A 13,176-nucleotide genomic window follows, 5' to 3' on the forward strand; every position below is an offset into this window, starting at 1 on the left:
GTCTATTACAAGAAGGGATGAATGGCATGAATACAATCTTTTGGTTAAAGAATGCACGTTTAGAATGTGGTTACCAAAAAGAGAATGAAAGAGTTACAGGCACAATAACTGGGCTATTTCATCTGTTAATAGAGGATGGAAGGATCACGAAGATTGTCAAAGATGGGGAGCCCATTTCTAATGATGTACCGGTGGAAGATGCAAAAGGATTGCTAGTGCTTCCTTCCTTTATTGAAAAGCATGTACATCTTGATAAGACCCTGATGGGAGATGTATGGAGAGCATGTACCCCTTCTTCAAGTGTCACTGAACGCTTTGAAAATGAAAAAAAAGTGCTTCCTACTATTGCAACCAGCACACGTAATCGTGCTGAATCTTTACTGGAAATACTTTTAGCTTCTGGCTCTACTCATGTACGGACTCATGTTGATATTTACCCAGAAGTAAGATTGCAAAACCTAGAGCAAGTGCAACAGGCACTAGAAACCTATTCTAATAGACTCAGTTCAGAAATAGTCGCATTTGCGCAGCACGGATTGTTGCGATCAGGTTCTACAAAGCTTGTCAGAGAGGCATTGCGAAATGGAGCAGGAATAGTAGGGGCAGTCGATCCAGCCACAATCGATAACAATATTGAAGCCTCATTAGTACAATTAATAGATTTAGCAGTGGAAGCAAATGCTGATGTTGATCTGCATTTACATGACCCTGGTCACCTGGGAACGTTTACTATGAAACGGCTAGCGGCTCTTACTAAGGAAGCGGGCTGGGAAGGCAGAGTAGCTGTAAGCCATGCATTCGGTATAGGAGATGTTTCGAAAGAAGAAGCCTATGAGCTTGCTGATATTTTAAGGGATGCAGGGATTTCCATCGTTACAAGTGTACCTATTAACAGACAAATGCCTCCGGTTGATTTGTTACATGAAAGAGGGGTTGAGGTATCAGTAGGGAACGATAATATCTTTGATTTATGGTCACCTCTAGGAAATGGTGATATTCTAGAAAGAGCTGGACGGCTAGCAGAACGTTTCAAGTGGGTTGATGAAGTCTCGCTATCCCAAACACTCAGGTATATAACTGGCGGCAAAACCCCGTTAGATAAAGATGGTAACCAGGTATGGCCAAAAGTAGGGGATGCTGCTAGCTTGGTGTTAATTGATGCCAGCTGTTCTGCTGAAGCAGTTGCAAGGCGCTCTGAGCGTAAAGCGGTATTTTACAAGGGAAATATAGTTTCCGGTTCACTATATCTACAAAATCAATCAATTAACGTGTAATGCTAACCCAAAAAAAGGATCTCTGGACACGTCCGGATTTCCTTTTTCGTTTTGGTTAATGAAAGACAAAGAAAGCAGGCTGCTTAACATGATCCGGTCTTATTTACTATTGCTTATTTGTGTAATATGCTGGGGAAGTAATTTTGTTTTTGGGGCTATACTAGTCAAGGACTTCCCTCCTATGCTGCTTTCAGCAACAAGGTTATTATTTATCATTATCTTTATTGCCTTATACGCACTAAAGAAGAAGAAATGGAATTCGATTCAAAAAAAGGACTGGTTAACAATGATTCTGCTAGGATTCATTGGAACGTTTATCAATCAATGGTCCTTTTATGCAGCTCTAGAAACAGCTCATCCGACAACTTCGGCATTAATACTTGCCCTCGCCCCTATTACTACAGCCCTTTTGGCTGCAGTTTTTCTGAGGGAAAGATTAACAAAGAGATTTTTATTAGGATCAATCGTTGCATTGGCAGGTGTTTTTTTAGTTATTGCAAGTGGTGGAACGCTCCAGCTTTCAATTGGCCTAATTTGGATATTTCTTACGATGCTTTCTTTTTCCATATCCATTATCATGATTAGGAAGCTTACTGAGAGAAACCATTCCATTACTATAACTCTTTATTCCAACTTAATTGGATTTGGCGGTCTGTTGCCCATTGCTCTATTATCCGAGTCGCCCCAACAAATGAGCAGGGAGCCGTGGCCTTGGGTCCTTTTAATAGCAACCGCTATCATTATGCATGGAATTTGCACTTTAATCTGGAATAATCAAATTCAGATTGTAGGAGCATCTAAAGCATCTATGTTTCTTAACTTAGAGCCCTTTGTTGCCATGTTGGTCGGGTTGGTTGTGCTGAAAAATAGCGTCACACCATCACAACTATTCGGTGCGCTATTAATAATCATTGGTGTTGTCCTTTCAACTGCCTTTAAGGGGAAAAGAGTTATGGAGGAAGCCAGATATTCGCAAGAAGCTTAGAAAGTATCGTGTTCAAAGTTCAAAGGAGATGGAAACAATGCAAAGCTTGAGATCAACTGTGACTCTATTTTCTTCTTTTCAATGGCTGTTTTTTATTTTTGCAAATACCGTAGTAGTGCCCATTTCAATCGGAGCTGCCTTTCATCTTCCCTCTGATGTTACGGAAATGACCATGAGAAGCTCGCTTATTTTCACAGGGGTTGCTTGTGTTATACAGGGTTGGAAGGGACATAAGTATCCAATTATGGAAGGGCACTCTGGTCTATTGTGGGGAGTGATGTTGAATTTGGGATTATCTGCACCATCACTAGGGCTCGGTTATGCCGAAATAGGAGGCGGTATAGCTACAGGACTACTTGCAGCTGGTGTCGTGACCCTAATTATTTCTGCCTTTAACCTGATTTCTTATGTCCAGAAGATTTTCACCCCCATGGTCATGACCGTTTACTTATTCCTTCTGACATTTCAGCTCATTTTCGTCTTTTTTAAAGGGATGCTGGGAATTACAGAGGAAGGGGAAATTAACATCCCGGTCAGTTTCCTATCATTAGGAATTGTCATTTTAGTAAGTATATTAAAGTTAAAAGGATCCAGAAATATTAGCAATTTCTCTATTTTGATCGGAATTATCGTGGGTTGGATTTTTTACTCGTTACTATTTCCAAATGCTGGTTCTGAAATAGGGTCAACAAGTGTCTCTTTTTCATTTTTCCCTTTAGGTGTTCCAAACCTGGAATTCGGTATTATAGCGATTTCTTTTTTTGCAGGATTACTGAATTTGTGTAACACATTTGCTTCCATTCAAGCCGCATCCGAGCTAATGGGAGATGATGCTAGCCACAAGCAATATAGAAATTCTTTATTTATGACTGGCGGTTTTACCATTTTCGCTCCGGTACTGGGCCTTGTTCCGTATACGCCTTTTACCTCATCCATCGGATTTTTGCAAAGTACTCAAATCTATGAGCGGAGGCCTTTTCTAATTGGAGGCATGTTGTTGACCATAATTGGACTCATTCCTCCTTTTATCTCTTTCCTGGCCACCATGCCAATAACCGTCGGGAACGCTGTATTGTTTGTTGCTTACCTTCAACTGTTTGGAACGGCTTTCAATAGCGTCAAGGGTCAGCATTTTACTTCAGACACGATATTTAGGCTTGCAGTACCTGTATTGATTGGAGTGAGTTTGATGAACATCTTGCCCAACGCATTTTCGAGCGTTCCCATGCTTTTACAGCCCTTTTTAACAAATGGGCTCATAATGGGAGTATTAATATCGATAGTGTTAGAAAAGTCGGTAAACTGGAAGCGTTATGAACAACTACAGAACTAATTGGAATACTTGTAAGACAAATAATTAAAGAATTACATATGCATGAAAACCAGAAGGGTGTTGGGGAACCTTCTGGTTTTTTTTGATTGTGTTTAAGGTTTAACAATTTTATCATTTCCCGCCAGAAGACTCCCTCTTCTGGCGGGAAATGATAAAGTCCTTGCATAAGTTAGTGCAAGGGCTTTATTTTGGTCCGAAGCGAAATTGTTTTCATACATAAATTGTTTTGAGTACCATCATTATTCATAGATGAAAAGGATATTGAGATTCTATGTTTCTAACTTGCACCAGAGCGGTTTTTGAGTTGATAAGCTAAGTCCCTACTCTAGGCTTGCTAACTTAGTCCCAGTTTTTTTAGCTTTGTCTCTAAGTTTTCATTTGTACTAAGCCACATATTAATAAAGTGATTATCCCTGTTTCCTCTTGAACCGTTTTATAAAGATTCAATAAAAATAGGCTTTTGAATCAGTAACAATCCCCATTCCCCTTACATATTTTGTTGGAGGGAGTACACGACGTGGATTCCCAGACTATCTCGGTCCGATATTCTTTCCTGTTATTAAGCACTAACTTATTAATATAATAAACGGAGGTTATATAAATGTATGAGTTTCAAAATCAACTTCAAATGTTGAATGTTGACGATTTTCAGGTAAGCCAGCCAATTCTTTGGGATCAAAACCAGTTCCAGCAACCGTATTCTACGGATGATTCTCGACTCATTGGTTTCGGTTTTGGTTGTTTTGGATGTCTTGGTTGCTTTATTGGGGGCTGTGGAGGGTTCGGTCGTTGTGGAGGTTGTGGAGGTTTTGGTCGTTGCGGCGGCTGTGGTCGCTGCGGAGGTTGTGGACGTTGCGGTCGTTAAGAGTTCAAGTTTTCTAAAGAGAAGGAGAAGTCCCTGCATTGATGTTGCAGGGACTTTTCTTTATAAGATTAGACATAAGAGACAAATTGTCATACATAGGATTAAAGTGAAGTGCTGAAGCAGAACTAGAAAAGCTTCGGGTTAGGAGGACCGGAATGGAAAATATGACCCCTTCTATGCGTCTGAAAGTGAAAAGGGACACGTTTTTTCTCCCTGAACCAAACAGAGGTGTGTATTTCAGGAATAACATAAGTTCGTTCCGTATGGAGGGCAGTACGATTGTTCCGTGGATTGAAAAGCTATTACCGATGTTCAATGGGGACCATACATTGAGTGAATTGACTGAAGGATTGCCAGGTCCGTACCGAAATCGAGTGTTCGAAATTGCAGAGGTTTTATATAAAAACGGGTTTGTTCGGGATGTAAGTCAAGATCGACCGCATGAACTGTCGGAACAGGTTCTTAAAAAGTATGATTCTCAAATAGAGTTTTTGGACAGTTTTGGGGGTTCGGGCAAATACCGTTTTCAAGGCTTTCGCCAAGAAAAAGTATTGGCTATTGGTTCTGGTCCCTTTTTTATTTCGTTGGTTTCCGCATTAATGGAATCTGGATTACCCACATTCCATGTTTTCATTACAGACTCGGTACCAACTGATAGACAGCGGTTGAAGGAGCTCGTGGCACATGCACGGAAGACAGACTCCGATGTAGCCGTAGATGAGGTCCAGCAGGAGAGAGAGGGCGGTTCTTCTTGGCAAGAGATTATACAGCCGTTTGATTCGATATTGTATGTGTCACAAGAAGGTGCTGTAGAGGAATTACAAGAACTTCATTCGGTTTGTAGGCAAGAGAAAAAAATGTTTCTCCCTGCAATAAGTCTAAATCAAGTAGGATTGGCAGGCCCGCTGGTGAATCCGGATTCTATTGCGTGTTGGGAGTCTTCATGGCGTCGAATACACGAGTCTGTACTGAGTAAAAATCAGCATGTCTCCGCCTTTTCATCCACAGCAGGAGCGATGTTGGCCAATGTGATGGTATTTGAATTTTTTAAAGAAACGACAGAAGTGAACGAATCGAGGCAAAATAATCAATTCTACCTGCTTAATATGGAAACATTGGAGGGAAGCTGGCATTCGTTCATGCCTCACCCGCTGGTGATTGGAAATATGGCAGCAAAATGGGTTCAGGATTTCGGTCAGCGTCTCGAACAGAAATTGGGAAGCGATGAGCAGGGGAAATTATTTTTGGGTTTCAGCAGATTGACATCGGTACAGTCAGGAATTTTCCATCGTTGGGATGAGGGAGATCTTAAGCAGCTGCCGCTGGCTCAATGCCGAGTTCAGGTGGCTGATCCATTGTCAGAGGGACCATGCGAGCTGCAGCCAGAAATAATCTGTTCCGATTTGACGCATGAAGAAGCAAGGAGGGAAGCGGGCCTTGTAGGGATTGAAGCGTATGTGTCCCCAACAGTCAAACAGCTTGTAACGACTTTATCGCCGTTCCAGGGAGTTGAGAAAGTGCAGGGGTTTGTCGGTGTTGGTGCAGGGGAAACGTTCGCGGAATGCATGTGCCGAGGATTGCAAAGGTGTTTAGATGATGAGTTAAACAAGCAGCCATTCAATCAAGAGAATATCGTTGCCAAGGTGCAGTTGGACGCGGTAGAAGATGAACGCTGCCAGTATTTCTTGCAGGCACTGACCACGCTGCAAGGTGAACCAATCATTGGCTTAGGAGAGGAAGTATCCGGTTTCCCTGTGGTATGGGTCTTTTCGGGTGATGACTGGTCTGGTTCTGTCGGTTTGAATATAACAATGGCATTGCGAAATGCGTTACAGCAGGCCGTTACGAAATCCCAAAATCAAACAGTTTGCCCCACAACGGAAGAGGTAGAAGGTTCAAGCTTGCTTCAGGAAGGCAAAGCGCCGCTAAAGCTTGTGATTCCTGCGTACGAGGTGACAGCGCATTCTGAGGTTTTTCAGTCTGCCATGCAAGTTTTGGAAAGGAATAAAAAGCGAATCTGTGTTTTCGAACTAGAGTTGGAATCGTTTTTGAAAGAAGAACTGGCAGGGGTGTTTGGAGTGTTGTTGCGAGAGGAGGAATCAGGGTGAAAGCTGACGTATTGGTTGTCGGAGAAGGAGTGTTGGCTGACCATGTTTATGGAGACCTGTCCGGCCAATACCAGGTCACTCACCAAACCGATTTCGAGGCAGGAATACCGCAAACGACTGCTATGGTTCTGGTGTTACTAGATGCTTGGAATCCTATTGCCCATCAAAAGGCAGAAGAGATGTTACGGCCAACGGGCATTCCTTGGCTGCGGGGCTTCGTTTCATTTGGAGAAGGAATAATTGGTCCGCTGGTACGCCCGGACACTCAGGGGTGTTCTCAGTGTGCAGATTTAAGGCATCTCATGGCAGGACGTGATCGTAAAGAGATGTGGGAAATTCGCAAGCAGTTACAAGAAAAAGGAGGAATACAGCGTGATGTGGCGGCATCACGTACAGGACTTATGCAGATGGCTCACCTGATAGGCGCCGAGGTAGGGAGGGTAATGAAAGGTGATCACCCTCATTCGGAAGGAAGGGTTGCATTAATCAACCTGATAACACTGAATAGTTCATGGCATTCTTTTTTACCTGATCCGCTGTGTGCAGTTTGCAGCGAATTGCCTGAAGACTCGCCAGAACTGGCCCGTATTTCATTACAATCAAGTCTGAAAATCAGTCCCGACAGTTACCGCTGTCGTTCTATGGAGGATTTGAGTAAAGTATTAGCCAAAGATTATTTGGACCACCGCATGGGATTTTTGAATAATAAAATGTATGATCTTGTGCCTCCATTTGCTGATGTAAGTGTTAATCTGCCTTTGTTCATTGGAGATGAGGGAGCTGCAGGTCGGACTCTCTCATACGCCGTAAGTGAGATGACGGCTATATTGGAGGGCTTGGAAAGGTATTGTGGGATGGATCCCCGTGGCAAACGGACAGTAATCCATGACAGCTATCGTAATTTGAAAGATCATGCACTTAATCCTACCAAGGTAGGCGTACACGCCAAGGAACAATATGCAAAGTCTGATTTTCCGTTTCCACCGTTTAATCCTGATCGCTCAATAGATTGGGTATGGGGCCATTCATTTCTGCAGGAGCGTCCGATCCTTGTTCCGGAGTTACTTTCTTATTACAGCTTAGGCTGCGGGGAAGGATTTGTTTATGAAACCTCCAATGGCTGCGCTTTAGGTGGAAGTTTGGAGGAGGCCATTTTCTACGGCATTATGGAAGTGGTGGAGCGTGATTCGTTTCTGTTGACTTGGTACGCGCAGTTGTCTCTCCCGCGTCTTGACCCTTATTCTGCAAATGACAAAGAACTGGAGTTGATGATTGACCGGGCAAGGGCTGCGGCGGGATATGATATTTATTTGTATAATTCGACAATGGAACACGGCATTCCAAGCGTATGGGCGATGGCGAAAAACAGGAAGCAAAAAGGCTTGAATATCATATGTGCGGCCGGAGCTCATCTTGATCCGATAAGGGCGGTGAAAAGCGCAGTTTTCGAGTTGGCTGGCATGATGCTGACTCTTGACGAGAAAATGGAGGAGGACCAAGAGGAGATTGAAAAAATGCTGCATGATTCCTCGCTGGTGCAGAAGATGGATGATCATGGCATGCTGTATGGCTTGCCACAAGCTGAAGAACGCTTGCAGTTCTTATTGGATGATAATCGTCCATTGAGAACATTTGATGAGGAATTCAAGCAAAAGGCGAAGCATTCAGATTTGACTGATGATTTGCAAGATATTCTTCAAGAATTTCGCCGATTGAAACTTGAGGTGATTGTGGTAGATCAGACGACTCCGGAAATCAAACGAAACGGATTACATTGCGTAAAGGTGCTGATTCCAGGAATGCTGCCGATGACATTCGGACATCATCTTACCCGTACAACTGGGCTGGAGAGGGTATTGAAGGTTCCAATGGAACTCGGATATGCAAAACAACCGCTGAAACTTGAACAGCTCAACCCACATCCGCACCCGTTTCCATAAGCGGTGACTAGGAGGCAGGAGGATGAGTCTAGACACATTTCTTCACAATCTACATTTTGACGTTGAGAAGGCAAGTCCACCAGATTGGGTGGTGGATTGGAATGATGCACCGCTTACGTATAAGCTCTACCGTGATAGACCGGTGTTTCCTTTATCCATGGAGATGCCGCTGACGCTTGAAGAAGGGGCAACGCCTTCGAACCCTGATTGCGATAGAATCGGTCATTTTCTCTGGTATGTATTCGGACTTACACAAGTAAGTCAGACTTTGGGTTCTGCAGATCAGGCGGATCTCATGCAATCCTTTCGGCGTTTTGCTCCTTCAGGAGGAGCGTTGTATCCAAACGAATTATACGTGTATTTGAAGATGGAGGAGTTGCCTGTAGGTGTGTACCATTATGATGTGGCACATCATCGATTGGTGTTTTTGCGCGAAGGAAATTTTGATGAATATTTAGAACAGGCTCTTGGGAATCGGTGTGACATCTCATCCTGTTTTGGCACTGTTTTTGTGTCGACCATGTTTTGGAAAAATTTCTATAAATACAATAATTTTTCATACCGTCTGCAAGGATTGGATGCTGGAGTGCTGATTGGACAGTTGCTAGAAGTGGCAAAACGGTTTGGCTTTACATCCATGGTATACTTCCAATTTTTAGATCGTGCCATCAATCATTTGCTTGGGTTATCCGAAGAAGAAGAGAGCACGTATGCGGTGATTCCTTTATCTGTGGAACCGATTCACTCGTTTGCAAATGTAGGCAACACAGGCGGGCTTGTCTCTTCAAAAGAATTATACAGGGAATTGACAACGATTCAGTGTAATCACTATGTTCGGTCACTGACGATTAAAGAGTATCCGATGTTAACCAAAATGAATGCAGCATCCATGATGGAGTCATCAGAGTCGTTTCGACCAATGAAAGCAATGAAAGGTAGGAATTGTGAGGGAATCGAGATCGCTCTGTCCTCTACGAAGCGATTGTCGTATGATTTGGCTTCGGTTAGCCGAAAGCGATTTTCACCGGAAATGGATTTCGTTTTGGGAAAGGTAAGTCAAACACAACTAGCCACACTTCTTCAGGAGGCGACGGCTTCCTTTTCCTATCGAAATGATTTGGATGAAACAGATACAAAGCAAAATCCGCGTGTTTCCTTGTATGGCTGTTTATATAATATAGAAGACATACCTGATGGAGCTTATCAATATGACAGCATGGATCATGTGTTACGTCAGATACAGCCCGGAGATCATCGGATTCCTTTGCAATACGGAATGTCGCTGGATAATGTGAATTTGCAGCAAATACCGCTCTGCCTTCATGTAGCGGGTAATAAGGATCACTACAAACCGGAACTAGGCTATAGAGGATATCGAATCCAGCAAATGGAAGCAGGTATGCTCGTACAACGATTACTTATAGCGGCTTCAGCACTCGGGATGAATGGTCACCCCCTACTCGGATTTGATGTGAACGTGTGTGATGAAATTTACAAGATGGAAAATCACCTAGGAAAAACAAGCCTCATCCAAGTTCCAATCGGTCCCTATCGACAGCGCCCATGGCTGAAAGGAAGTTTGCGTAGTTAATAGAATGTATCATTCTTAATAAGCTAAAGCCTCCATTCCCCTATAAGGAATAGAGGCCGTTTTTATTTTAGCAGAGAATTCCAATGAGTTTGAAAAAATGGATGAAACTCACCAAATGTTGTGAACCTCTATCCCAATCGTGCAATAATCTTGATAGAGGATTATACTGACATAAATGGTTTTTCCACTTAAGGGAATAAATAAGGATTTAGTACGCTTTTAACTAAACGATTTTAAAGGGTGTAGCTTATGGAATGGAGAACGGATAGAAAATCCAAGGAGCCTTTATATAAACAAATAGCCGGTTATATTGAGAGTGGTATTGCTGATGGAACATTTTTACTAGATAAGCCGTTACCTTCTGAGCGCTTCTTGGCACATGAACTTGGGGTTAACAGAAGTACAGTTGTAGCAGCTTATGATGAATTGGAAGCAAATGGGTTAGTTGAACGAAAAAAAGGAAGCGGAACAATGATCAGCAAGGATATATGGGGAATCAACAGAAAACGTATGCCTAGTTGGAATAGATATATCGAAGCTGGTTCATTTTTACCCAATTTGCCGGTAACCCAAAGAATACGTAAAGAGACGGAAGGGCATAACCTTATAAACTTAGCTAGTGGGGAGTTATCAGAAGACTTATTTCCAGTCCAATCCTTACGTGAGATCATTTCGAATAGGTCTTTTATTGGTAGCTTAGGTTATGATCATCCTCAGGGCAATGCGGTTTTAAGGGACACCATTACCAATCATGTTAAACAGTATAGGAGAATTGACACGAATCCATCCTCTATACTAATTACTTCTGGTGCACAACAAGCTATATATCTCGTTATCCAATGCTTGTTAAAGCCAGGAGATGCCGTTGTATTGGAAAATCCTTCATACAGTTACAACCTTCCCATTTTTCAATCCGCAGGACTAAGAACTTTTCTATTACCAGTTGATAAGGATGGCATCAACCCAGAGGATTTACTAGCACTCCACAAAAAACATCGAATCAGGATGATTTTTTTGAACCCTGTTTTTCAAAACCCAACAGGAACTGTACTTCATATCAACCGTCGTAAAAGGATTCTAGAGATTTCATCCGAATATGGAATACCGGTTATAGAAGATGATCCTTATAGTTTAACTTCCTTTTCTGGGGAGGAAATCTCTACTCTTAAATCGATGGACAACAACGGAAATGTTTTATATATAAGCTCTTTGTCAAAAATTGTTGCTTCTGGTTTAAGAATTGGCTGGATAATAGGACCGAAACCAGTAATAGAGAGACTGTCTGATGCTAAGCAACAGGTTGACTTCGGTCATGGCTCATTCACTCAATGGATAGCAAACGATTTTCTTGATTCAGATCATTTCCCAACTCATATTACCTACTTAAGAGAACAGCTAGAAAAAAGAAGGGATGCAATAGTATCGAGCCTCCAACAATTTCTAAAAAACAAAGTTGATTATTATTCGCCAAACGGTGGTATTCATTTGTGGTGTAAGTTGAAAGTACAATTAAACGAAATACAATTACTAGAGGAGTCTATCAAAAGAGGAGTCATTTACGTTCCCGGTTCAACATTGGGAACAAACAAGGAATATATTCGATTTACCTTTGCGAGAGAAAACGAGGAGTCCATTCAAGAAGGGATCAAAAGATTTGCAGATGCTGTAAGGAGCTTATAGCTGTATGCTCAAATATTCTCGAGTGAATCATGACAAAGTCATGATTCTTTTTTTTGTCTTTTCAAAGAAGCGAGTTAGGTTAGAGGTGCCACAAGACGTGGTATCTTAGCCGTTCCTTCAAAGGTTCTTTTCCCTTTTTATGTATATTAATAAAAGAGTTCAACAAGTGGAGGGTGGAAATATTACAAGATTGGATGGTCATAAAATCGGTCGTTCTTTTATTATAGAGAAGTAGGGCTCATTCTAATACATTTACACCGTAAAAACTAAGAGTAGTCTACCTAGACAATTTAATTTTGGTATGTAAATTATTTCATATTCATATACACTGAATGTTTTGTGTTATTTTTAAAGGCTCAAATTTTAAAGAAAATAAAAAAAGGTATTGTTGCACTTTAGAAGAGGAGGTACAAGGATGGAGAACAAAGAGAATGTCCGAGTAGCTGTTGTTCAGGCTGCTTCCGTCATAATGGATAAAAAGGCAAGTGTGAAAAAAGCCATTGATCTTATTCACGAGGCTGCAAGTAAAGGAGCCAATATAGTCGTTTTCCCGGAAGCGTTCATCCCTGCGTATCCAAGAGGGCTTTCATTCGGAACAAAAATTGGCAGCCGTTCTCAATCAGGAAGAGAGGATTGGTATCGTTATTGGGATAATTCTATACTTGTACCAGGGGAAGAAACGAATTTATTATGTTCAGCTGCTCGTAAAGCTAATATTTATCTTGTTATTGGAGTAATAGAAAGGGATTCTGAGAATAGCGGTGGAACTCTCTATTGCACAGTGCTTTTTATTGGGCCGGACGGATTGATTTTAGGAAAACATCGTAAACTTAAACCTACGGCCTCAGAAAGAATTGTATGGGGCGAAGGAGATGGTAGCACTTTACCTGTTTTTGATACTCCATATGGAAAGATTGGGGCGCTTATTTGTTGGGAAAATTATATGCCATTAGCAAGGAGCGCCATGTATGCACAGGGCATACAACTTTATATTGCTCCAACAGCCGATTCAAGGGACTCCTGGCAATCTACTATTCGTCATATTGCTATGGAAGGAAGGTGCTTTGTTTTGTCATGTAATCAATACGTAACAAAGGATATGTATCCCAAGGACTTGGCCTGCTATGATGAATTAGAGACTTCCCCTATTGAAATGTGCCGGGGAGGAAGCGCAATTATTAATCCTTTTGGTGAATATGTCTCTGAACCAGTGTATGGTGAAGAAGCAATACTAATTAGTGATTTGAACCTTAAACAAATAGCATACAGCCAATTTGACTTTGATCCAGTTGGTCATTACAGCAGACCTGATATATTTACGTTACACATCAATAATGAGAATCAGAATAATGTTAAATGGTTAAAGGATATAAATACTAATAATATTGGAGGCGTATGAT

General features: G+C 41.8%; 9 protein-coding genes. All 9 read left to right on the plus strand.

The genetic code is table 11. From position 1 onward, the window contains the following. The first annotated feature begins 26 nt into the window (after nt 1-26). The 9 genes from JFU50_RS14360 to JFU50_RS14400 all read left to right on the plus strand — a co-directional run bounded on the left by JFU50_RS14360 (nt 27) and on the right by JFU50_RS14400 (nt 13,175). Nucleotides 27-1,274 (plus strand): amidohydrolase, encoded by a 1,248-nt coding sequence (locus JFU50_RS14360; RefSeq protein ID WP_201186723.1) that lies wholly within the window; start codon nt 27-29, stop codon nt 1,272-1,274. A gap of 88 nt (nt 1,275-1,362) precedes the next feature. After that, complete coding sequence (locus tag JFU50_RS14365) at nt 1,363-2,259, plus strand: DMT family transporter (protein ID WP_201223013.1); 897 nt, start codon at nt 1,363-1,365, stop codon at nt 2,257-2,259. A gap of 37 nt (nt 2,260-2,296) precedes the next feature. Next, nucleotides 2,297-3,592 (plus strand): uracil/xanthine transporter, encoded by a 1,296-nt coding sequence (locus JFU50_RS14370; RefSeq protein ID WP_201223015.1) that lies wholly within the window; start codon nt 2,297-2,299, stop codon nt 3,590-3,592. Between the two features lie 601 nt (nt 3,593-4,193). Further along, complete coding sequence (locus tag JFU50_RS14375) at nt 4,194-4,457, plus strand: heterocycloanthracin/sonorensin family bacteriocin (protein ID WP_201186717.1); 264 nt, start codon at nt 4,194-4,196, stop codon at nt 4,455-4,457. 155 nt (nt 4,458-4,612) lie between these two features. After that, on the plus strand, nt 4,613-6,565 hold the full coding sequence (locus tag JFU50_RS14380; protein WP_201223017.1) for a putative thiazole-containing bacteriocin maturation protein: 1,953 nt from the start codon (nt 4,613-4,615) through the stop codon (nt 6,563-6,565). Continuing rightward, the gene (locus JFU50_RS14385) at nt 6,562-8,505 is read left to right on the plus strand and encodes a TOMM precursor leader peptide-binding protein (RefSeq protein WP_201223019.1); all 1,944 of its coding nucleotides are present in this window, start codon (nt 6,562-6,564) and stop codon (nt 8,503-8,505) included. Before JFU50_RS14380 ends, JFU50_RS14385 begins: the two co-directional genes overlap by 4 nt. Before the next feature lie 22 nt (nt 8,506-8,527). Beyond that, entirely contained in the window at nt 8,528-10,096 is a 1,569-nt protein-coding gene (locus JFU50_RS14390) for a SagB family peptide dehydrogenase (protein ID WP_201223021.1), read from the plus strand. A gap of 249 nt (nt 10,097-10,345) precedes the next feature. Continuing rightward, complete coding sequence (gene pdxR / locus JFU50_RS14395; protein ID WP_201223023.1) at nt 10,346-11,776, plus strand: MocR-like pyridoxine biosynthesis transcription factor PdxR; 1,431 nt, start codon at nt 10,346-10,348, stop codon at nt 11,774-11,776. A 415-nt stretch (nt 11,777-12,191) separates the two neighbouring features. Further along, nucleotides 12,192-13,175 (plus strand): carbon-nitrogen hydrolase family protein, encoded by a 984-nt coding sequence (locus JFU50_RS14400; protein WP_201186712.1) that lies wholly within the window; start codon nt 12,192-12,194, stop codon nt 13,173-13,175. Nucleotide 13,176: the final 1 nt, after the last annotated feature.

It is taken from the genome of Peribacillus sp. TH14 (assembly GCF_016651145.1).
Taxonomy (GTDB): domain Bacteria; phylum Bacillota; class Bacilli; order Bacillales; family DSM-1321; genus Peribacillus; species Peribacillus butanolivorans.